At 71.6% G+C, this 21,401-nt stretch carries 17 protein-coding genes; 9 read left to right on the top strand and 8 right to left on the bottom strand.

Going from position 1 to position 21,401, the window contains the following annotated elements; genetic code table 11:
• Positions 1 to 62 precede the first annotated feature (62 nt).
• A complete protein-coding gene (locus L6E10_RS08765) occupies positions 63 to 764 on the top strand; it encodes a FadR/GntR family transcriptional regulator (protein WP_236218578.1) in 702 nt (233 codons plus the stop codon).
• A 61-nt stretch (positions 765 to 825) separates the two neighbouring features.
• Here the strand turns inward: L6E10_RS08765 and L6E10_RS08760 are convergent, their stop codons facing one another.
• Positions 826 to 3,846 (bottom strand): TIM-barrel domain-containing protein, encoded by a 3,021-nt coding sequence (locus tag L6E10_RS08760; protein ID WP_236218576.1) that lies wholly within the window; start codon positions 3,844 to 3,846, stop codon positions 826 to 828.
• 181 nt (positions 3,847 to 4,027) lie between these two features.
• Between L6E10_RS08760 and L6E10_RS08755 the strand changes: the two genes are divergently transcribed.
• Positions 4,028 to 5,122: an amidohydrolase family protein gene (locus L6E10_RS08755; RefSeq protein ID WP_236218574.1), complete on the top strand. Its 1,095-nt coding sequence runs from the start codon at positions 4,028 to 4,030 to the stop codon at positions 5,120 to 5,122.
• A 66-nt stretch (positions 5,123 to 5,188) separates the two neighbouring features.
• Here the strand turns inward: L6E10_RS08755 and L6E10_RS08750 are convergent, their stop codons facing one another.
• Positions 5,189 to 5,734 (bottom strand): DUF1062 domain-containing protein, encoded by a 546-nt coding sequence (locus L6E10_RS08750; RefSeq protein WP_236218572.1) that lies wholly within the window; start codon positions 5,732 to 5,734, stop codon positions 5,189 to 5,191.
• Positions 5,735 to 6,318: 584 nt separating this feature from the next.
• Here L6E10_RS08750 and L6E10_RS08745 point away from each other — a divergent pair.
• Positions 6,319 to 7,932 carry a GMC oxidoreductase gene (locus L6E10_RS08745; protein WP_236218847.1) on the top strand — a complete coding sequence of 538 codons (1,614 nt, stop codon included), beginning with the start codon at positions 6,319 to 6,321 and terminating at the stop codon, positions 7,930 to 7,932.
• Positions 7,933 to 7,953: 21 nt separating this feature from the next.
• Here the strand turns inward: L6E10_RS08745 and L6E10_RS08740 are convergent, their stop codons facing one another.
• The 4 genes from L6E10_RS08740 to L6E10_RS08725 all read right to left on the bottom strand — a co-directional run bounded on the left by L6E10_RS08740 (position 7,954) and on the right by L6E10_RS08725 (position 11,762).
• On the bottom strand, positions 7,954 to 8,433 hold the full coding sequence (locus L6E10_RS08740; protein WP_236218570.1) for a carboxymuconolactone decarboxylase family protein: 480 nt from the start codon (positions 8,431 to 8,433) through the stop codon (positions 7,954 to 7,956).
• Positions 8,430 to 9,509, bottom strand: coding sequence for a dihydrodipicolinate reductase (locus L6E10_RS08735; RefSeq protein WP_236218568.1), 1,080 nt, complete (start codon positions 9,507 to 9,509; stop codon positions 8,430 to 8,432). The genes L6E10_RS08740 and L6E10_RS08735 overlap by 4 nt, the downstream gene beginning before the upstream one ends.
• A 64-nt stretch (positions 9,510 to 9,573) precedes the next feature.
• Complete coding sequence (dinB, locus tag L6E10_RS08730; protein ID WP_236218566.1) at positions 9,574 to 10,758, bottom strand: DNA polymerase IV; 1,185 nt, start codon at positions 10,756 to 10,758, stop codon at positions 9,574 to 9,576.
• A 41-nt stretch (positions 10,759 to 10,799) separates the two neighbouring features.
• A complete protein-coding gene (locus L6E10_RS08725) occupies positions 10,800 to 11,762 on the bottom strand; it encodes a serine hydrolase (RefSeq protein ID WP_236218564.1) in 963 nt (320 codons plus the stop codon).
• 142 nt (positions 11,763 to 11,904) lie between these two features.
• On the opposite strand from L6E10_RS08725, the gene L6E10_RS08720 reads away from it, so the two are divergent.
• Entirely contained in the window at positions 11,905 to 13,464 is a 1,560-nt protein-coding gene (locus L6E10_RS08720) for a glycosyltransferase family 39 protein (RefSeq protein WP_236218562.1), read from the top strand.
• A gap of 238 nt (positions 13,465 to 13,702) precedes the next feature.
• Here the strand turns inward: L6E10_RS08720 and L6E10_RS08715 are convergent, their stop codons facing one another.
• Positions 13,703 to 14,362, bottom strand: a complete 660-nt coding sequence (locus L6E10_RS08715; protein ID WP_236218561.1) for a GntR family transcriptional regulator — start codon at positions 14,360 to 14,362, stop codon at positions 13,703 to 13,705.
• Positions 14,363 to 14,423: 61 nt separating this feature from the next.
• Between L6E10_RS08715 and L6E10_RS08710 the strand changes: the two genes are divergently transcribed.
• Genes L6E10_RS08710 through L6E10_RS08695 form a run of 4 tightly spaced genes read left to right on the top strand, consistent with a single transcriptional unit; the run spans position 14,424 to position 19,387 of the window.
• The gene (locus tag L6E10_RS08710; RefSeq protein WP_236218560.1) at positions 14,424 to 15,662 is read left to right on the top strand and encodes a sarcosine oxidase subunit beta family protein; all 1,239 of its coding nucleotides are present in this window, start codon (positions 14,424 to 14,426) and stop codon (positions 15,660 to 15,662) included.
• 11 nt (positions 15,663 to 15,673) lie between these two features.
• The gene (locus L6E10_RS08705; protein WP_090096928.1) at positions 15,674 to 15,955 is read left to right on the top strand and encodes a sarcosine oxidase subunit delta; all 282 of its coding nucleotides are present in this window, start codon (positions 15,674 to 15,676) and stop codon (positions 15,953 to 15,955) included.
• Positions 15,952 to 18,792: a 2Fe-2S iron-sulfur cluster-binding protein gene (locus tag L6E10_RS08700; RefSeq protein ID WP_236218558.1), complete on the top strand. Its 2,841-nt coding sequence runs from the start codon at positions 15,952 to 15,954 to the stop codon at positions 18,790 to 18,792. The genes L6E10_RS08705 and L6E10_RS08700 overlap by 4 nt, the downstream gene beginning before the upstream one ends.
• Positions 18,782 to 19,387, top strand: coding sequence for a sarcosine oxidase subunit gamma (locus L6E10_RS08695; RefSeq protein WP_236218556.1), 606 nt, complete (start codon positions 18,782 to 18,784; stop codon positions 19,385 to 19,387). The genes L6E10_RS08700 and L6E10_RS08695 overlap by 11 nt, the downstream gene beginning before the upstream one ends.
• Here L6E10_RS08695 and L6E10_RS08690 read toward each other — a convergent pair.
• Positions 19,315 to 20,007, bottom strand: coding sequence for a class I SAM-dependent methyltransferase (locus L6E10_RS08690; RefSeq protein ID WP_236218554.1), 693 nt, complete (start codon positions 20,005 to 20,007; stop codon positions 19,315 to 19,317). The genes L6E10_RS08695 and L6E10_RS08690 overlap by 73 nt on opposite strands.
• A gap of 107 nt (positions 20,008 to 20,114) precedes the next feature.
• On the opposite strand from L6E10_RS08690, the gene L6E10_RS08685 reads away from it, so the two are divergent.
• Complete coding sequence (locus tag L6E10_RS08685) at positions 20,115 to 21,401, top strand: MFS transporter (protein WP_236218552.1); 1,287 nt, start codon at positions 20,115 to 20,117, stop codon at positions 21,399 to 21,401.

The following is a 21,401-nucleotide window of genomic DNA, read 5'->3' as shown; positions in this document are numbered from 1 at the left end:
GGTCCACCGGCTGTCAAGAGGTGGCCTAGTGGCTGAGCCACTTGACCGGTTATCCTGGGGCGATGTCCGAGGCACTGCGGCCCATGGTCAAATCGCGCCTGTACGAGCAGGTGCTCGAGCGCCTGCGGGCGTACGTGGGCGAGGCCGGCCTCAAGGCGGGGGACAGGCTTCCCGCCGAACGGGACCTGGCCGCGAGCCTGGGCGTCAGCCGCGCGTCGGTCAAGCAGGCGATCGTGGTGCTGGAGGTCCAGGGCCTGGTCGAGGCCCGCCACGGCGGCGGCACGTACCTGGTGCGCGACACCCTCGACGTCGAACCGGTCGAGCAGCTCGTCGAACGCCGCAAGCGCCTCCCCGAGGTGCTGGAGGCCCGCGAGGCCCTGGAGACCAAGCTCGCCGAACTGGCCGCCGAACGCCGCACCGAAGCCGAGCTGGAGACCATCCGGCTCGCCCTCGACTTCATGCGCGACGAGATCGCCGGCGGCGCGAACGGCGTGGAGGGCGACCGCCGCTTCCACGCCGCCGTCACCGCCGCCGCGCACAGCTCGCTGCTGGCCGACTTCATGACGACGATCGCCCGGCAGATCACCGAGAGCCGCACCGAGTCGCTGCGCCAGCCGGGGCGCCCGTCCCGGTCTCTGGCGCAGCACACGGCGATCTACGAGGCCATCGCCGCGGGTGACGGGAAGAAGGCCGCGGCGGCGATGCGCAAGCACGTGCGCACCGTGGCGAAGGTGCGGCTGCTGACGTGGGTGCCCGAGGACTGAGCCGCCGGTGCCGCGCCGGACGTGCCGCTCGCACGACACCCCGGCGCGGCACCCGCACCCGTCAGCGGAGCCGGATCACCACCTTCTGCTGCGCCGGCTTCCCGGCCGCCTTCACCGTGCGGGACGTCCCGTCAGCCTCGTGCACCACGACCGTCCAGTCCCGCTTGGACACCTTGCCCGGGAACCAGCCCCGAGCCGGGTGCACGGTGACCGTGTCGCCGTCCTGCACGATCCGCGTCCGCGACGACAGCTTCCGCCCACCGTCCTCGTACAGCGTGAACTCGCCCTTGGCGCCGGCCGTCACGTGCACGGTCAGCTCGTCCGCCGGGTTCTTCACGTCGTTGGCCACGTCCGAGGTGCGCTCCACCAGCATCCCGCCCGAGCGCAGGAACACCGGCATGGTGTCCCAGCCCGCGCTGACGGTCGCCCACGAGTTGCCCTGGTACACGCGGCCGGTGAAGTAGTCGGTCCACTGGCCGGGCGGGAACCACACGCGCGTCTCGCCCACGTCACCGGGCGTGGTGATCGGAGCGACCAGCACGTCGGAGCCGAGCATGAACTGGCTGTCCACAGTGGAGTACGCCTCCGGGCTGCCGGGGTGCTCCAGCCAGGCGGGACGGACCATCGGCACGCCGGTGCGGTTCGCCTCCTCGGCCAGCGTGTAGATGTACGGCACGAGGCGTTCGCGCAGGTTCAGGAACTTCGTCGCCGACGCCTGCGCGGCCGGGCCGTACTGCCACGGCAGCCGGTCGCCGTGGTTGCTGTGCAGGCGCGTGATCGGCTGGAACGCACCGAGCTGCACCCACCGCGCGTACATGTCGTCCGGCATCTTGGTGGTGTAGCGGACCTGCCCGTTGTCGAGGTAGGTCTCCGACCCGCGCAGGCCCGTGGTGTCGTTGTGGCCGCCGATGTCGTGGCTGATGTTCGACATGCCCGTCGCCACGCCCTCGGCCGAGGTGTAGGCGATGGTGCCCTTCAACACGCCCCACGTCGACGACGTGTCACCCGTGAAGTGCAGGGTGCTGCGCTTCTCCGCCCACGGACCGGTCTGCAGCGGACCGGCGCCGCTGTACCCGCCCGCCTGCAGGGAACCGAAACCGCGCGAGAACGCGAACGCGCCGATCTTCGCGTACTGCTCGTTGATCCACGTGTCCGGCGTGACGCCGCGCAACGACGAGCCCGAGCCGTCGCAGCACCAGTCGAGCCACCAGAAGTCGGTCGGCATCTTGCGGTGCAGCTCGAGGTAGGCCCGCAGCTGGTCCGGGTCGCCCCAGTCGAACACGTAGCAGTTCGCGCAGCTGCCCTTGGCGAGCTTGCCCTTCGCCGTGGCCTGGGCCTGGGCGAAGTCCGGGTCGTCGCCCTGGATGCTCGGGTGGATGTTCAGCGTGCTGTGCAGCCCCTCGCCGTGCGCCCAGTCGAGGAAGCCCTGCGGGTCGGGGAACTTCGAGGAGTCCATCCGCCAGCCGTTCCACAGGTTGTGCGCCTTGTAGTCGGTGTCGACCACGAGGACGTCCAGGGGAACGCCGTGCTGGCGGAACGCGGGCAGGATGCGGTCGCGGAAGTCGGCCGCGGTCCTGTCGATGTACTCGGAGTACCAGACGCCGTAGGCCCAGCGCGGCAACAGCTTCGACCCGCCGGTCAGCGCCGCCAGGTCGCCGAGCGCCGCCTTGTAGTTCTGGCCGTAGCCGAACAGGTAGCCGTCCTGGTACGGCTGCGCACCCCGGTCCGCGCGGGGGGTTCCGCCGCGCAGGGCGGAGATCGTGTCGTCCAGCAGGTACCAGCCGTCGCGGTGCATCAGGCCCGGGTAGAGCTTCGGGTCACCGTTGGTGCCGGTGTAACCGTCGAGCGAACGGCGGTAGCCGCCCAGCGCGACGTGCTGCGCCGTGCTGTTGAGACCGACGCTGTCGAGGTTGACGTGGCAGCCGGCGTCCGGGCACGTGAGGCTGAGGTCCGAGGTGCCTGCGGGCAACGCCACCTGAGCGGTCGCCGTGGCCCAGGTCGCCCAGTTCGCCGTGGTGGGCAACGTGACCGCCTGGCCGTTGAGGTACACGGTCCGGGGCTCGTGCTTGCCGTCGCCACCGGCACCGTTGGCGTAGCGCAGCACGACCGGGTGGGTGCCCGCGGCCGGGACGCCGGTGACGCGCTGGGTCAAGGTCGTGCCGCCGCGCAGTTCGGCGACGAAGCCCGTGCCCGCGAAGCCCGCGTGCTCGTCCGCGATGCCCGCCGGACCGCTGATCCGGCCGTTCTCCGCCTCGCAGGTGGTGCCGAAGCGGCAGTCGTCCACCGCCCGTTCGGCCGGGTAGGCCTGGCCGGCGGTGAGCAGGGCGAGGCTGTCAACGTTGACATTGCCCGAGTCGCCCGACCGCCGGGTCAGCGAGACGCGGTGCTCGCCGGCGGTCAGGTCGACCTCGAACTCCGCCTGCCGCCAGTCTCGCCAGTCCGCCGTCCGCGGCAGCGTGACCTGCCGGGCCGCCTGCCCGTCGACGCCGAGCCCGAGCGTGCGGTCCTCGTGCCGGCCGTCGCCGCCCTGGCCGTTCGCGTACTTCACGACGACCCGGTGCCTGCCCGCGGTGGCCGCGCGGACGGTGGCCGTGACCGAGTTGTTGGCGTAGGAGAAGCCCGCGACGAACCCGTAGCCGGTGTGACCGGGGTGGTCGGCGGCCACGAGCATGCCCTCGCGCTGCTGGTCCTCTGCCTCGCAGAGCTGTCCGGTCGCACAGACCACCCGCCGCCACGGCGACGCGGTCGTGCCGCCGGTCTTGATCTCCAGGTTGTCCGCGCGGAACGGGCCGGAGCCCACGCGGTAGCGCACCGTCATGGCCGACGTGGTGATGACCAGCCAGCCGTTCTCGGTGCGCGAGGTGTAGGGGGTACGGGGGAAGGTGCGGTTTACAACGTTGTAAGTGGCCTGGTCCTCAAACCTGCGGTCGCCGGCGAACTCGCTGCGCACGAGGGTGGGGGAGAGGATCTGGAACCGGGCCTGACCCGAGGTGACCGTGCCGGTGGGCTGGGCGGTCGCCGGAGCGGGGAGGGCCAGTGTCACCAGAGCTAGTAGGGGGATGACGGTCGCGCGTTTCCGCATGGTGCTCCTCGTCTGACGCCGTCGGCTTCCGAGGTGTTCAAGCAGCTGAACGTTCCTCACCTTGGCCTGACCGTGTGGAGCGATCAAGACTCCACTTGGCCCACATCGGCCACCGGCGAACGGATCACCGGTTTGCCCGCTGCCCGTACGGGCACCACGTCGGTGACGACAGGAGGGGTGGATGTACTCCGACGACCTGGTGCGACCCTGGTGGGACGCCCTGCAGGTGGAAGATCCGCTGTTCGACGTGCACACGCACCTGGGCACGAACGACCCGAGCGGGTTCTCTGCCACCGCGGCCCAGCTGCGGGAAGCCCTGGCCGGTGTGGACGCACGCGCCGCCGTGTTCCCCCTGACCGAGCCGGACGGCTACCGCGACGCCAACGACGCGGTCCTCGCCGAAGCGCGGTCCGACGAGGTGCTGGTCGCGTTCTGCCGGGTCACGCCCGACGACGCCGGTGAGGCCCGCCGCTGCGTGGAGGCCGGGGCGGCGGGCATCAAACTCCACCCGGCGAGCGACGAGTTCGCCCTGGGCGACGACCGGCTGGAGGAGGTCTTCGGCCTCGCGCACGAGCTGCGCCTGCCGGTGCTGCTCCACGCGGGGCCGGAGATCGACCCGTACGGGGCCACCCTGCCGGACGTGCTGGACCGGTTCCCCGGAGCCCGGTTCGTGCTGGCGCACGCCGGGCTGACGGACCTGGCGTGGCTGGCCGGGAACCCGAAGCCCAACCTGTTCTTCGACACGTCCTGGTGGAGCGCCACCGACGTGGTGACGGTGCTCGGCACGATCCCTCCCGGACAGGTGCTCCTCGGCAGCGACGTCCCGTACTCGACGCCGACCTGGGGCGCGCACGCCACGGCGCGCTGTGCCCAGTACGCCGGCCTCGCACCGGACCAGGTCGCGAGCGTCATGGGCGGCCAGGCCCGCCGGCTGGTGGACCGGGCCGACCCCGCCGACCTCGGACCCGCTCCGGGACGCGTGCCGCCGCTCGACCCGTTGCTGGAACGGCTCTTCGTCTACCTCTGCGCGGGCGTGGAGGCCACCAAGCGCGGCGAGTCGCCGGGACAGACGCTCGACCTCGCCCGCCACTGCTGCCACGTCCCGCCCGGCCACCCGCACAAGGCCGTCTTCGAGTCCGTGTGGGAGCTGCTGGACCGCTACGAGAAGCACGCTCCCCAGATGGAGACGGGCAACGAGTACGCGGCCGGGTGGGACCTGATCGCCACCGCGGCCGTCGTCGCCCGCACCCCGGGGACGCCGCTGCCCCTCACCTGACGTGCGGCCGGTGCGGCGGCGGCCCACCGGGCGTGGCCGCCGCACCAGCCGCGGTGACGGGACCGCTCAGCGCTTGAGCGTGAAGGTGAAGTCGCCGGAGACCTTGCCGCTCAACCGGACCGCCGACACCACCTTCCCGTCGGCGACGAGACGCCCGGCCTCGGCGCGGGACAGACCGCACCCCAGCGCGATCAGCCGGACGGGGCGCACCGGGATCCGCGCCTCGAACCGCACCGCCACGTCCACCACCTCCTGGTCGAGGTCGGAGTCGGCGGTGTCGAGGCGCCAGGCGCCGTCCCAGTCGAGCGAGACGCGGTTGCGGTGCTGCAGGAGCGGGTCCCGCAGCAGTTCGGCGGTCAGGCCGGGATCGTTGTCGTGCAGGCGGTCCAGCAGCTCGGGACGCACCGAGCGGACGTGCGTCCGTTCGAAGATCGTGAGCTTGACCGTGTCCCCGCAGCCGGTGCAGAGCACGAGCAGCCAGGCGTCGAGGACCTTGTGGTTGGCGTTGACGCGGAACTTGCCGCTCGCCCGGAAGCGGTCGGCCGCGCACACGTGGCAGCGGCGGCGGACGAGCGGAAGGCAGGTGGGCACGACGGCCCAGGTGTTGAGCACAGGAGTACACCGTTCGGTGAGAAATCCGCAGCAAGGGGAGCGCGCCGCTCAGAGAGCGGCGCGCAACGAAGACCAGCGCTTGGGAAGACTCACGAGGTGTACAACGGCACGTCCCTGCCTCGGCGGCTCAGTCGGGCAGGAAGGTAGCGGCTCGCGGTGGTGGCGTTCCATTCGTTTTCCGCAGGGGTGCGGGCCCGAGCACGGTCTCCGATTGCTCCCACCGCGTCACGAGGTCCGCGAGCATCAGCATCATCACGTCGGGGGACGCGTACAGGAAGCTCCCCGCCGGACCGGCGATCCCCGCACCCACCACCAAGACGCCGGGTCCGGCGCCTCCGCCTCCAGACACCTCGGGCATCGCTCGATCGCCGGGCGGCCACGCGTGTCCGGACCCTTCCCGGATCGTGCGGCCGGACCGGGCCGTCCGTGTTATCCGTGAGAGCCCGGAATCTCGGCACCGAGACCCTTACCTGCGCTGCGCTCCCCGGGGGAAGCGGAACTACCAGGTAGTGACTTGATCTCACAAGCGCAGGTATAACTTGTTCTCATGTTGTCGGAGTGAGGAAGATCACATGACCCACACAATGACGTGTGACAACGGTTTAAAGGGTCCTTCACGACGTTCGTTCATTGCTGGAACAAGTTCTATTCTTGGCGTGGCGGCCCTCGGGGGCGTCGCGCCGGTGGCCCAGGCCGCGGCCGCGATCTCCGACGCGGCGGTCGTTCCCGCTCTCGTGATCGGCACCGGCTACGGCGGTTCCGTGACGGCTCTGCGCCTCGCCCAGGCCGGAGTCGACGTCCACATGGTCGAGATGGGCATGGCGTGGGACACCCCCGGCGCGGACGGCAAGGTCTTCGCCAACACCACCACACCCGACCAGCGCTCGTTCTGGTTGCGCACCAAGACGAAACAGCCGCTGAGCAACTTCCTCGGCTTCCCGATCGACAAGACGATCCCCAGGTACACCGGGATCCTCGACGCCGAGGAGTTCGCCGGCATCACCGTCTACCAGGGACGCGGTGTCGGCGGCGGCTCGCTCGTCAACGGCGGCATGGCCGTGACGCCCAGGCGGGAGAACTTCGCCGACGTCCTGCCGTCCGTGAACCCCGACGAGATGTACGGCACCTACTACCCGCGCGCCAACGCCGAGCTGGGGGTCGGGCTGATCCGGCCGGAGTGGTTCGACACGACCAAGGCCTACCAGTACGCGCGGGTCGGCAGGAAGCACGCGCAGCGGTCGAACTTCCCGTACGTCTTCGTGCCCACGGTGTACGACTGGAACTACATGGAGCAGGAGGCCGCCGGGACGGTCCCGAAGTCCGCTCTCGTCGGCGAGATCCTCTACGGCAACAACCACGGCAAGAAGTCGTTGCAGAAGTCGTACATCCCCAAGATCAGGGCGACCGGCCGCGTCACCATCTCGCCGCTGCACAGGGTCGTCGACGTCAGGCCCGCCACGGGCGGCTACCGGGTCACCGTCGAGCAGCTCGGCACCACCGGTGACCCGATCGCGGTCAAGGAGGTGACCGCGGCGAAGGTGTTCTTCGCGGCGGGCAGCGTCGGCACGAGCAAGCTGCTGGTGAAGCTGAAGGCCACGGGCGCGCTGCCGAACCTGAACGGCGAGGTCGGCAAGGGCTGGGGCGACAACGGCAACGTCATGTGCGGCCGCGCCAACCACATGTGGGACCCGACCGGCGAGCTGCAGTCGTCGATCCCGACGCTGGGCATCGACAACTGGGCGGCGGGTGGCGCCTTCGCCGAGGTGGCGCCGCTGCCGACCGGGATCGAGACCTACGCGTCGTTCTACCTGTCCATCACGAGGACCCCGCACCGCGCCCGGTTCACCTGGAACGCCGCCGCGGGCAAGGTCGACCTCGACTGGCAGACGGCGTGGAAGGGCGTCTCGATCAACGCCGCCAAGACCATCTTCGACAGGATCAACTCGAAGGAGGGGACGATCTACCGGACCGACCTCTTCGGCGTCTACAAGATCTGGGGCGACCACCTCACGTACCACCCGCTCGGCGGCGCCGTGCTGAACAGGGCGACCGACAACCACGGGCGCCTGCACGGGTACCGGGGCCTGTACGTCGTGGACGGAGCGCTCATCCCCGGCTGCACCGTCGTGAACCCGTTCGTCACGATCACGGCACTGGCCGAGAGGAACATCGAGAAGATCATCGCCACCGACTTCTGACGCCCGGTCCTGTCCGGACGGTCAGAGCTTCGGGAGCACGCACAGCGCGTCGAGGCCGAACACCCGGTTCAGCCGGCCGAACACGAGCCAGGCCCCGATGCTCATCGTGAGCTCCACGACCTCCACCTGGCTGTAGTGCCGGGTCATGCGCGACCAGAACTCGTCGTCGAGACCGTGGTGGTCCAGTGCGTACCGTTCGGCGTACTCCGCGGCCAGCCTCACCCGGTCGTCGAAGGCGTCGGTGGTGCGCCACTGGGCCACCGCGTCGACGAAGCCGTCCTCGACCTTCACGCCGTCGCGCTCGGTCCGCCAGTCGAGGCAGAACAGGCAGCCGTTGATCTGCGCGATCCGCAGCCGCGCCGCCTCGAACTCGCGCAGGCCCAGCGTGGTGTGCTGGTACACGGCGAGGGAGAGGTTCGCGGCGGCGACGCCGATGCCGGGCACCAGTTCGCCCCACACGTACCCGATCGGGTCCTTGCCCTCGGGGATGTCGATGTTCACGGCTTGCCCCTTCCGAGCTTGCCCGCGACGGGCCGCAACGGGACGTCGAGCGCGTCGTAGAGCCCGGGTTCCTGCTCGGCCAGCCAGTCGACGGCGTTGACGATGCGGCCGACCGCCGTGGCGTTGCCGCCCGCCGACCGGTTCTCGCCCTCGTCCACGGCCTCGACCGAGACCTCGATGCGCGGCCGGCCCTCGATGATCACCTTGTGCGCACCGTCGCCGGACGGGGGCATCGGCCAGTCCGCCGCGCAGGAAGCGTGGATGCGCGTCACGTGCTCGATGACGATCAACGGCTCACCGCCGACGATCCCCTGGACCTCAAACCGGATCGCGCCCTGCGTGCCCGCCTCGAACTCGCCCATGGACCGCGTCGTGACGGTCTCGTCGAGCGCGCGCCGGTCGACGGTCTCGCGGATCTCGTCGACCTCCGCGCCCAGGGCTCTCGCCATCAGCCGGATCTGCCCGCCCCACACCATGGTCGGCACGCCCGGCATGAGCATCGGCGCCTGGTAGTCGAGCGGCTGCCCGAACCCGATCAGCCACCGCACCGCGTCGGGCTGGTCGTAGGTGGAGTAGTCGAAGATCTCCTGGCACCGCACCGCGTCGACGGTGTGCCCGAGCCCGCTGACCATCAGCGGCAGCACGTCGTTGCCCCAGCCGGGGTCCACGCCGGAGACGAACAGCGACCCGCCGCCCTCCGCGATCGCCGCTAGAACCGGTTCTCGCAATTCGGGTGGCGCGCTGCGGTGGTCGTACAACGCGTACAGCGACGGCGTGACGACGACAGCGCCCGCCCTGATGGCCTTGGTGATGTCGGCGAGTGCGTCGTCGGGCCTGATGTCGCCCGACGCCGCGTAGACGACGGCGCGCGGTCCGGTGGCCAGTACCGCGTCGACGTCGGTGGTGGCCACGACTCCGAGCTCGTGGTCCAGTCCCGCGAGATCGCCCGCGTCCCGGCCCTGCTTCTCGGGGTTGTGGACGACCACGGCCGTCAGCTCCAGCCCCGGATGGGCCTCGACGGCCCGGATCGCGGCGCGCCCGACGTTTCCCGTGCCCCACACCACTGTGGCGATCATGCGAGTAGACTAACTAGAACACGTTTCAGTTTACAAGGGGCCATCAGCCGTAAAGACGCCCAGGTCAGTCCGGCGGCAGCGGCACCGAGATCCCGGGATCGCGCCCGATCGACGTCGCCCGCGTCACCGACCGGGACCCGAACCGGTCCCGCACGTGGTCCAGTGCCGCGTCCAGCGCCGCCGGTTTCCGCTCCTCGAACGGCAGCGCCATCTGCACCGGCGTGTCGTCCTCCAGGTTCGTCAGCGACACGCCCAGCAACGTGATGCCGCGGCTGGAGATCAACGGCATCGCGGCGTCGAGCAGCTGCCGGGCCGCCGCCAGCAGCACCTCGGTCTCCGTCGTCGGGTACCGCACGGTGTGCGACCGGGTCGCGCGGCCGAAGTCGCCGAAGCGCAGGCGCAGCACCACGGTCCGGCACGCGCGGCGGGCGGTGCGCAGACGCCGCGCGATGCCGTCGACCAGCGAAGCGAGGACGGCGTCGAGGTCCTCCCGCGTCCGTTCCCGCCGGCCGAGCGCCCGTTGCGCGCCGATGGACCGGCGGCGCCGTCCTGCCTGGACCGGTCGCGGGTCCCTGTTGTGCGCCAACGCGTGCAGGTGCCGGCCCGCGGCCCGGCCGAGCAGCGACACCAGCGCCTTCTCGTCGAAGCCGGCGACCTCGCCGACCGTCCGGATGCCGAGGCCGCGCAGCTTGGCGGCCGTCACCTCGCCCACGCCCCACAGCCGTTCGACCGGCAGCGGGTGCAGGAAGTCGAGCTCGTGGTCGGCGGGCACGACCAGCAGGCCGTCCGGCTTCGCGACGCCGCTCGCGACCTTGGCGAGGAACTTCGTCCGCGCCACCCCGACCGTGATCGGCAGGCCGACCCGCTCCAGCACGGCCGCCCGCAGGCGTGCGGCGATCACCTCCGGCGGGCCCGCGATCCGGCGCAGGCCGCCGACGTCGAGGAACGCCTCGTCGATCGACAGGCCCTCGACCAGCGGCGTCGTGTCGCGGAACACCTCGAAGACCGCCTTGCTCGCGGCGGAGTAGGCCGGCATCCGCGGTGGCACGACGATCGCGTGCGGGCACAGCCGCCGCGCCCGCGCACCGCCCATCGCGGTGCGGACGCCGAACGCCTTGGCTTCGTAGCTCGCGGCCAGGACCACCCCGCCGCCCACGATCACCGGACGACCGCGCAGGCCCGGGTCGTCCCGTTGCTCGACCGACGCGTAGAACGCGTCGAGGTCGGCGTGCAGGATCGGGGTGCTCACGAACGCATGTTCGCATCCATCACCCGATCAGAACAGTGCGGTCACATGATCGCGCGGGCGATCGGCCAGGCGCCAGGCGCGGTGTTGGACAGAACCGTCGTGGTCGTGCCGGTGTGCGGGTCGTGGGTGGACTTGAACGACTGCCCGGCGTCGTACCCGGCGAGGAGCACGGTGTCGCCGGTCTGGTGCAGCCAGAAGCCGAGGCCGTAGCGCAACGACTCCTCGGGAACGTCGTGGCGCGGCCGCACGGCCTCGTCCGCGTAGTCGCTCGCGAACAGCGCGCGCCAGAACTTCGTCATGTCGCCCGCGGTGGTGTGGATGCCGCCGTCGCCGTTCGCGAGCACGGGCAGGTGGAAGACGTTGGTCCGGTCGACGCCGTCGAGGTAGCCCGCCGCCGCGTCGGCCGGCAGCTCGTCCGACCGGAGGAACCCGGTCCTGGTCAGGCCGAACGGGTCGAGCACCCGGTCGCGGACGAGGTCGTGGTAGCCCCGGCCGGAGGCCCGTTCGGCGAGCAGCGCGAGGACCACGTAGCCGCCGTTGCAGTAGCCGAAGCGCTCACCGGCGCCGAACTTCGTGGGATGTCCGTCGAGCAGCGGCAGGAACGCCTCGGTGGTCGTGAGCCGGTGCACGTCGCTGATGACGTAGTCGTCGGCCTCCCAGTCGACCTCCTCGTCGAGGTAGTCGCCGATGCCGGACGTGTGCGTGAGCAGGTGCTCGACCGTGACGTCGCCGGCGATCAGCGGGAGGTCGTCGCCGAGCAGCGACCGGGCCGTCGTGCCGAGGCTGAGCGCGCCTTCCCGGACCAGCGACAGCACCGTGAGGGCGGTGAACCCCTTGCCGCCGCTGGCGATGCCGAACCGGGTGTCGACCGTGGTGGGCACGCGGTGGGCGCGGTGGGCGAACCCGTACGCCTTCTCGAACTCGACCTCGCCCGCGCGGTCGATCCGCACCACGCCGGAGAAGCCGGTGTCCCCGGCGATCCTGTCGATGTCCTCGCGCGCCATTGGCGCAGGCTAGACCCGGCGGGTGGGCGCGCCGAAACGGATTTCCGCCCGGCCGGCCGCGATCGCCGGGCAACCGATCGCGCGGGCATCCCGTTTCGGACAGTGTCGGGTCAGTCGGCACTCGGGAAGGGACCACCCGGTCTTGTCGCACGCCACGCTCCAGCGCACCGCCGAGGTGCGGACCGGCGCACCACCGCCGCGGCGGTGGCCGTTCACGCTGGCCGTCACCGCGCTGCTGGCCCAGATGGCGATCGCCATGGTCACGACGGCGGTGCGGCAGACCCCGACCGTCGACGAACCCGTCCACATCGGTGCCGCGGCCGTCTACCTCGAGCAGCACAGCCTGCGCTACAACCCCGAGCACCCGCCGCTGGGCAAGCTCGTGATGGCGACCGGGCTCGCGTTCGCCGGCCTGCGGCTCGACCAGGGCTTCTCCGGCGACCAGACCGAGCTCGGCCGGCACGTGCTCTACGAGCAGGGCAACGACCCGGGGGAGGTGCTGCTGCTGGCCAGGCTTCCGATGATCGTGCTGACGCTGCTGTTCGGACTGGTCGTCTTCCGGTTCGCCGCGGACATCTCGACCAGGACCGGCGGCCTGCTCGCCTTGGCGCTGTACGCGTTCTCCCCGGACGTCATCGCGCACGGATCACTGGCCACGCCGGACGTCCCGGTGACCGGCTTCCTGCTGACGTCGGCCTGGCTGCTGTGGAGGGCGCGCGACGACCCGGCGCTCCACCTGCCGCTCGCCGGACTCGCGCTCGGCGCCGCCGTGGCGACGAAGATGAACGCGTTGGCCGCCGTTGCGGTGCTGCTCGTCCTCGCGGTCTGGCGGCACCGGGCCCAGGCAGCCTGGCTCGTGGTGGTCGCGCTCGCGGTCGTGTGGGCGTCCTACCTCGCCGTGGATCCGTTGCTGCGCTGGGAAAGCCCGCCGGACCTGCCGTCCGCGCCGGTCGGCTGGCTGCCGCTGCCCGAGCCGTACCTCGACGGGCTGCGCGCGCAGATCGGGTTCGAGAACCGGGTGTGGGGCGGCTACCTGTTCGGCACCCGCTACGAGGGCTCGCACTGGTACTACCTGCCGGCCGCGTTGCTGGTGAAGACACCTGTCGGCGCGCTGCTCCTGTGGTGCGCCGGGGTCGTGGCGCTGCTCAGGGAGAAGCGCGAGGCCGCCCTGCACCTGCTGGCCCCCGCGGCGGTGCTGCTCCTGGTCGCCATGAGCGGGAACCGCGACCTCGGTGTGCGGTACGCGATCGCCGTGCCGGTCTTCCTCGCCGTGGCGGCCGCCGTGGTCGCGCACCGGCGCTGGGCCGTGCTCGCGGCCGCGCTGGTCGCCGTCAGTTCCCTGTGGACGTTCCCGTACTACCTGCCGTACTCCAACGAGGTGTTCGGCGGCCCGTCGAAGACCCACCTGCACCTGCACGACTCGAACGTCGACTGGGGCCAGGACCTGGGCAGGCTCGCGGAACGGCTGAAGCGCTACCCGGGCGAGCGGTTGTGGCTCGTGTACAAGGGCGCCGGCGTGCCCGAGCACTACGGCGTCCACGCCGCCGACCCGCGCGAGACCGAGCCCGACGACGTGCACGGGCTGCTCGTCGTGTCGAACACCGCCATCGCCCGAGCGGGCGACCGCCTCCGCGCGTTGCTCGACACCAGCGCGCCGATCGACTCGGTCGGGCACTCCATCACGATCTTCCGCAGGCCCTGACCGCGAGGAAGTTCCGCAGGCCACCGACGTCCTGTCCACCCTGGTCGGCACCTTCGACGTTCTCGGCGCCACGCGGCTGCGGGCGGCGGGGGCACACGAACCGGAAGATCGCCGACGTGCCGTTCCCGTCGCCCCGGACCGTGGAGCAGCACGCCGCGCGGGTGCTGCGGAAGCCCGGGTGTCGTCGCGGGTGCAACTGCGGGCCGAGGACTCCGCCCGGCGGCACTCGGCCGGCGGCTCAGATCAGCGCGCGGATGGCGCGTTCGAATCTGATCACGTGCTCGGCGGAGAGCTCGGACGCCTTCTCGGCGTCCCCTTCGACGATCGCGGTGAGCAGCGGCACGTGCTCGTCGACGTGGCCCGCCATCCCGGACAGCCGCGGCAGGAACACGCACCAGATGCGGGTGGCCAGGTTGTCGTAGGAGACCAGGGTGTCTTCCAGGAACGGGTTGTGCACGCACCGGTAGACGGCGCGGTGGACGCCCACGTCGGCGCGCAGGAGCTCGGTGTTGTCGCCACGAGGCGTCGCCGTGTCGAGCCGCGAGCGCAGGTCGGTGAGGAAGGCCCTGTCCTCGGCCGTGGCGCGCTCCGCCGCGGCTGCCGCGGCGAGGGGTTCCAGCGTCCTGCGCACCTCGGAGATGTGCGAGAGGTCGGAGATGTTCACGTCGGTGGCGAAAGTGCCGCGGCGCGGGAAGGCGACGACGAGCCGTTCCTGCTCGAGCCTCTTCAGGGCCTCGCGGATCGGGGTGCGGCCGACGCCGAGCTCGGTGCGCAGCCTCTCCTCGTTGATGGGCTCGCCCGGCCTGATCTCCAGCATCACCAGGCGGTCCCGCAGAACGGCGTACGCCTGCTCCGTCAGGGTTGCCGAGGCGGGCTCGTCGTTGACCCGTGCGTTCATGTGTCCTACGGTAACGCACAAACTGATATACCAGTGTTCGACCACGCTGGAGGCGTCGCGCATGAGCAGCTCGGCCCAGCCGCCCGGAGCGCACCTGCCGGAACACCCCGACTTCCTGTGGGACGACACGGAACCCAAGGCCTCCTACGACGTCGTGGTCGTCGGTGGTGGCGGTCACGGTCTCGCCACCGCCTACTACCTCGCCGAGGTCCACGGCATCACGAACGTCGCCGTGCTCGAGAAGGGCTGGCTCGCGGGCGGCAACATGGCCCGCAACACCACGATCATCCGGTCGAACTACCTGTGGGACGAGAGCTCCGGCATCTACGAGCACTCGCTCAAGCTGTGGGAGGGCTTGGAGGACGACCTCGGCTACCCGATCTTGTTCGACCAGCGTGGGGTGTTGAACCTGGCGCACAGCCTCCAGGACGTGCGGGACGGCGTCCGGCGGGTCAACGCCAACCGCCTCAACGGCATCGACGCGGAGTGGGTGGACCCGGCCGGTGTCGGGGAGATCTGCCCGATCGTCAACACCTCGCCCGACGTGCGCTACCCGGTGCTCGGCGCGACCTACCAGCCGCGCGCGGGCATCGCGAAGCACGACCACGTGGCCTGGGGCTACGCGCGGGCCGCGCACGCGATGGGTGTGGACCTGGTCCAGGACTGCGAGGTCACCGGGCTGGAGATCTCGGGCGGCCGGATCAGCGCGGTGCGGACCTCCCGCGGGCGGGTCCTGGCGGGCAAGGTCGCGTTGTGCGCGGCCGGGCACAGCTCGGTGCTCGCGGAGATGGCCGGCCTGAGGCTGCCGCTGGCCTCGCACCCGTTGCAGGCGCTGGTGTCCGAGCTCCTCGAACCCGTGCACCCGACCGTCGTGATGTCGAACGCCGTGCACGTGTACGTCTCCCAGGCGCACAAGGGAGAACTCGTCATGGGTGCCGGCATCGACAGCTACAACGGTTACGGCCAAAGGGGTTCGTTCCACGTCATCGAGCAGCAGATGTCGGCGGCGCTGGAGCTCTTCCCGGTCTTCGCGCGGGCGCACCTGTTGCGCACGTGGGCGGGCATCGTCGACGTCAGCCCGGACGCCTCGCCGATCGTGGGGCTGACCCCGGTCGCGGGCCTGTACCTGAACTGCGGCTGGGGAACCGGCGGCTTCAAGGCCACGCCGGGGGTCGGCCACTGCTTCGCGCACACGATCGCGAACGACGAGCCGCACCCGTTCAACGAGCCGTTCACCCTCGAGCGCTTCACCACGGGCGCTCTCGTCGACGAGCACGGCGCCGCCGCCGTGGCCCACTAGGAGCGCTGACGATGCAGCTCATCCCGTGCCCGTGGTGCGGCCCGCGCGAGGAAGCGGAGTTCCACTACGGCGGCCAGGCCCACGTCGCGTACCCCGAGGACCCCTCGGCGCTGACCGACGAGGAATGGGCGCGGTACCTGTTCTTCCGCGACAACCCGAGCGGCCCGTTCGCCGAGCGCTGGAGCCACAGCGCCGGGTGCCGGCGGTGGTTCAACGCCGTGCGCGACACCCGCACCCACGACCTGCTCGCCGTGTACCGCGTCGGCGAGCCGATGCCCGAGGTGACCCCGTGACCTTCCGCACGCCCACCGGTGGCTCGATCGACCGGAACACCCTGCTGCGCTTCACCTTCGACGGCCGCGCCTACACCGGGCACCCCGGTGACACGCTCGCGTCGGCGTTGCTCGCCCACGGCGTGCACGAGATCGGCCGCAGTGTGAAACTCGGCCGCCCGCGCGGTGTCGTCGCGGCGGGCTCCGAGGACCCGACCTCGCTCGTGCAGGTGGAGGCGCCGTTCTCCGAACCCATGCTGCTCGCCACGACCGTGGAGCTGTACGACGGCCTGGAGGCCCGCGGGCTGTCCGGTCAGGGACGTCTGTCCACCGAACCGGACCCGGCCCGCTACGACGCGAAGCACGAGCACTGCGACGTGCTGGTGGTCGGCGCCGGTCCGGCCGGTCTGGTCGCGGCCCTGACCGCCGCCCGCAGTGGTGCGCGGGTGGTGCTGGCCGACGAGCGGAACCAGGCCGGTGGCGCACTGCTGGGCGTGGACGAGTACCTGGACGACCGGCCGTCCGCCGAGTGGGTCGCGGACGTCGTCGCGGAGTTGAAGAGCACCCCCGGTGTGCTCGTGCTGGAGCGCACCACGGCGTTCGGCATGTACCAGGACGGGTTCGTGCTCGCGTTGCAGAAGCGGACGGACCACCTCGGGTTCGCCGCACCGGCGACGGCGGCACGGCAGCGGGTCTGGCGGATCCGCACCAAGCGGACCGTGCTCGCCACCGGTGCCCACGAGCGTCCGGTGGTCTTCGCCGGCAACGACCGGCCGGGGATCATGCTGGCGTCGGCCGCGCGCACGTTCCTGCACCGCTACGGCGTGCTGCCGGGCTCGCGGGCGGTCGTGTTCACCACCAACGACAGCGCGTACTGCGCGGCCATCGACCTCGCCGAGTCCGGAGTGGACATCGCCCTGGTCGTCGACGCCCGCCCGGAGGCACCCGCGCGGCTGGCGGCGGAGTGCGCGGCGCGGGGCGTCGAGGTCCGCGCCGGGCACGTCGTGACCGGGACCGTGGGCGCGGGGCGGGTGACCGGCGCACACGTCGCCCCGTTCGGCGGGGCCCCAGGGGCCCCGGACACCGTCGCGTGCGACACCGTGCTGGTGTCGGGTGGCTGGAACCCCGTGGTGGGCCTGTTCAGCCAGGCGCGCGGCAAGCTGCGCTACGACGCCGGGCTCGGTGCCTTCGTGCCGGGGGAGGAGCTGCCTTCCGTGGCGGTGGCGGGATCCGCGACCGGTGAGCTGGACCTGACCGCGTGTGCGCGGCAGGGACGGGACGCCGGAGCCGCTGCCGCCGCGGCGGCCGGGTTCGCCTCCGGTGGCCAGGTCCCGCTGCCCGTCTCCGACTCGCGGTGCACCGCGCGGTCCGGCCTGGTGCTGTGGCGGGTGCCGGGCGACGAGGACACGAGCTTCGTCGACCTGCAGCGGGACGCCACGGTCGCGGACGTGCTGCGGGCGACCGGGGCGGGCTTGCGGTCGTTGGAGCACATCAAGCGCTACACCACCATCGGCACCGCGCACGACCAGGGCAAGACGTCCGGCATGATCGCGGCGGGCATCGTCGCCGAGGCCCTGGGCGTGGAGCTCGCCGAACAGCGGCCCACGACGTTCCGCCCGCCCTACGCCCCGGTGTCGTTCGCGGCGCTGGCCGGACGTGACCGCGGCGAGCTGCACGACCCCGTCCGCGTCACGGCGCTCCACCCGTGGCACGTGGCCCACGGCGCGCTGTTCGAGGACGTCGGCCAGTGGAAGCGGCCCCGGTACTACCCGACGGACGGCGAAGACATGCACGCGGCCGTGCTGCGCGAGTGCAAGGCCGCGCGCGAGAGCGTCGGCATGATGGACGGCTCCACCCTGGGCAAGATCGACGTGCAGGGCGCCGACGTCGGCGAGTTCCTCGACATGCTCTACACGAACATGATGAGCACGCTGAAGGTCGGCAGGATCCGCTACGGCGTCATGTGCGGCCTCGACGGGATGGTGATGGACGACGGCACGGTCATCCGCGTCGCCGAACAGCGGTACGTCGTCACCACGACGACGGGCAACGCCGCCAAGGTCCTCGACTGGATGGAGGAGTGGCTGCAGACGGAGTGGCCGCACCTCGACGTGCACTGCACCTCGGTCACCGAGCACTGGGCCACGATCCCGCTGGTGGGCCCGAGGTCCCGGGACGTGCTCGCCGCCGTGGCCCCCGGGCTGGACGTGTCGACCGAGGCGTTCGAGTTCATGACCTGGCGCGACGCCGTGGTCGCCGGTGTGCCGGCGCGGGTGTGCCGGATCAGCTTCTCCGGCGAGCTGGCCTACGAGATCAACGTGACCGCCTGGCACGGCATCGCCGTGTGGGAGGCGCTCATGGCGGCGGGGGAGGAGTACGGGATCACGCCGTACGGCACCGAGACCATGCACGTGCTGCGCGCCGAGAAGGGCTACCCGATCATCGGGCAGGAGACCGACGCGACGGTCACGCCGCAGGACCTCGGCATGGCGTGGGCCGTGTCGAAGAAGAAGGCCGACTTCATCGGCAAGCGGTCGTTCGCCCGTGCCGAGAACAACCGGGCGGACCGCAAGCAGCTCGTCGGCCTGCTGCCCGTCGACCCCTCGGTGCTGCTGCCGGAGGGGGCGCAGGTCGTGGAGACCGACCGGCTGCCGCGACCGCCGGTGCGGATGCTCGGCCACGTCACGTCCAGCTACCCGAGCGCCGCCCTGGGCCGCACCTTCGCGCTGGCGCTGGTGCGCTCGGGCCGCGACCGCATCGGCGAGACGGTGTACGTGCCCGTCGAGGACTCGCTGGTGCCGGTCACGGTCACCGGATCCGTGCTGTACGACGAGGGAGGTGCCCGACGTGACGGCTGAACCGACCAGCCCCCTGCAGGCCTGGGCCGGCAGGCTGGCGGCGCTCGCCCCCGTGCTGGCCGTGGCGGAGCGGCCGTTCCGCTCGCAGCTCACCGTGCGCGTGTCCGACCCGGAGGCCATCTCGGCGGCGGGATCGGCACTCGGGGTGCCGTTCCCCGCCGCCCCTTGCACGTTCACGACGGGCTCCGGGCCGCTCGGGGACGTCGAGGTGCTCTGGCTCGGGCCCGGCGAGTTCCTCGTCGTGGCCGGGCCCGGCCTGCAGATCGCGATCGAGGAGGTGGTGCGTGACGCGTTCGGGACCGCCAGGGGGTCCGTGGTGGACACTTCGGCTCAGCGCACGACGGTGGTCCTCGAAGGGCCGCTCGTCCGGGACGTGCTGGCCCACGGATGTTCCGTGGACCTGCACCCGTCTTCGGCTCCCGCCGGCACTTGCGTGCAGACGCTGCTCGCGCGGACGGGAATCGTCCTGCAGGTGACCGGCGAGAACGCCTTCACCGTCCTGGTGCGCTCGTCGTTCGCCGGCTACCTCGCGGCCTGGCTCTGCGACGCGTGCGTCGAGCACCTGGCGGAGGTGACAGCTCCCGGAACCGCCTGAGCCTTGCGCACCAGCAGCTGGGCCTGCAGGAACCGCTCGCCCTCGACCGGCGGGCGCACCACCCGCCCGACCTCCGCGAACCCCGTCTCGCCCAGCACCTCCGCCAGACCACCCGGCGACCACCGGTAGGCGGTGGTCACCCTGTGGTCGAACGCCCGGGGATCGGCGTCGTCCCCGGCGAAGAACCCGAGCAGCAGGTGACCGCCGGGCGCCAGCACGCGGTGGAACTCCGCGAAGACCGCCGGCACCTCGGAAGGCGGCGTGTGGATGACCGAGTAGGACGCCAGAATGCCGCCCAGCGTGCCGTCGGCGAGGTCCAGGGCCGTCATCGTCCCCTCGTCGAACCGCAGGTCCGGGTGCGCCTTGCGGGCGAGGGCGATCATCGCGGGGGAGAGGTCGAGGCCGAAGACGTCGAGGCCGAGCGAGGCCAGGTGCGCGGTGAGGTGCCCGGGGCCGCAGCCGAGGTCGGCGACCGGGCCCGCGCTCCGGCAGAGCTCGGCGAACGCCGCCAGCACCGCGCGGTCGAGCGGACGGGTGTCGAGCACGTCGCCGAACATCTCGGCGTAGAGGGACGCCACAGCGTCGTAAGAGGTCCGGGTGGCCTCGAGCGGATCGGTCACGGCGGAACCCTATTGCCCCGGTGAGGCCGGTGTCGGAGTTTCGCTGTTGCCAGTGGGCGGCTGTTGCACCGTCGACGCAAACCTGTTGTGGTGCTTATAGTTCCGCGGTGATTTCCGTTCTCCGCGATCCGGTCTACCGGGCCCTGTTCGGTGCCCAGGTCGCCGCGCTGACCGGAACGGGAGTGGCCACGGTCGCGCTCGGGCTGCTGGCCTACGACCTGGCGGGGTCCGAGGCGGGGTCGGTGCTCGGCACGGCACTGGCGATCAAGATGATCGCCTACGTCGGGATCGCGCCGATCGCCACGGCGCTGCTCGGCGCGTTGCCCCGCCGGGCCGTGCTGGTGTCGCTCGACGTCCTGCGGGTCGCGGTGGCGGCGGTGCTGCCGTGGGTCGGCGAGGTGTGGCAGGTCTACGTCCTGGTGTTCCTGCTGCAGGCCGGGTCCGCCGCGTTCACGCCGTTGTTCCAGGCGACGATCCCGGACGTCCTGCCCGGCGAACGCGACTACACCCGCGCGATCACGCTGTCCCGCATGGCCTACGACCTCGAAAGCCTGCTCAGCCCCGCACTGGCGGCCGCGGCGCTCGCGGTGCTGGGCTTCCACCAGCTCTTCCTCGGCACCGCGCTCGGCTTCGCCGCGTCGGCGCTGCTCGTGCTCTCGGTCGTCCTGCCCCGCCCGGCACCGTTGCCGCGAAAGGGGCGCCGGTACGACGCGACGACCAAGGGCATCCGGATCTATCTCGCCACACCGCGACTGCGCGGGCTGCTCGCCGTGCACTTCGCCGCGGCGGCCGCGGGGTCGATGGTGTTCGTCAACACCGTGGCGCACGTCAGGGACGGCCTCGGGCGTGACGCGGCGGACGTCGCGGTGGCACTGGCGGCCAACGGTGCGGGCTCGCTCGTCGCCGCGCTGGCCCTGCCCGGACTGCTCGAACGCTTCACGGACCGCGTCGTGGTGACGCGTGCGGCCACCACACTTGTGGTGGCGTTGCCGGCCGGTGCGCTGTTCGCGCACCACTGGCCTGCGCTGCTGCTGGTGTGGGGCCTGATCGGCGCCGGGTGTTCGCTCGCCCTCACGCCGGGTGCGCGCCTGCTGCGCCGGTCCGCCGACGACGCCGACCGGCCGTCGTTGTTCGCCGCGGACTTCGCGCTGTCCCACGCCTGCTGGCTGCTGTGCTACCCGCTCGCCGGCTGGCTCGCCACGACCGCGGGCACCACCACCGCGTTCGTGGTGCTCGGCGTGCTGGCCGCGGCAGGGGCGTCGTGCGCCCTGCGGTTCTGGCCCGCGCACGACCCGGTGGTCGTCGAGCACGAGCACCGCGACCTCGACGGTGCCGTGTGGACGCACGCGCACGAGTTCCGCATCAACGACGACCACGTGCGCTGGCCGCGCTGA

Source organism: Lentzea sp. CC55, from assembly GCF_021056325.1.
GTDB classification, from domain to species: domain Bacteria; phylum Actinomycetota; class Actinomycetes; order Mycobacteriales; family Pseudonocardiaceae; genus Lentzea; species Lentzea jiangxiensis.
This window is presented reverse-complemented; position numbering and strand designations above follow the sequence as displayed.

Bases quoted from the DNA above. Each gene is read 5' to 3' on its own strand.
- L6E10_RS08760 (WP_236218576.1), bottom strand. From the start codon at position 3,846: ATGCGGAAACGCGCGACCGTCATCCCCCTACTAGCTCTGGTGACACTG.
- L6E10_RS08725 (WP_236218564.1), bottom strand. From the start codon at position 11,762: ATGGCGCGCGAGGACATCGACAGGATCGCCGGGGACACCGGCTTCTCC.
- L6E10_RS08755 (WP_236218574.1), top strand. From the start codon at position 4,028: ATGTACTCCGACGACCTGGTGCGACCCTGGTGGGACGCCCTGCAGGTG.
- L6E10_RS08765 (WP_236218578.1), top strand. From the start codon at position 63: ATGTCCGAGGCACTGCGGCCCATGGTCAAATCGCGCCTGTACGAGCAG.
- L6E10_RS08705 (WP_090096928.1), top strand. From the start codon at position 15,674: ATGCAGCTCATCCCGTGCCCGTGGTGCGGCCCGCGCGAGGAAGCGGAG.
- L6E10_RS08745 (WP_236218847.1), top strand. From the start codon at position 6,319: ATGACGTGTGACAACGGTTTAAAGGGTCCTTCACGACGTTCGTTCATT.
- L6E10_RS08710 (WP_236218560.1), top strand. From the start codon at position 14,424: ATGAGCAGCTCGGCCCAGCCGCCCGGAGCGCACCTGCCGGAACACCCC.
- L6E10_RS08715 (WP_236218561.1), bottom strand. From the start codon at position 14,362: ATGAACGCACGGGTCAACGACGAGCCCGCCTCGGCAACCCTGACGGAG.
- L6E10_RS08735 (WP_236218568.1), bottom strand. From the start codon at position 9,509: ATGATCGCCACAGTGGTGTGGGGCACGGGAAACGTCGGGCGCGCCGCG.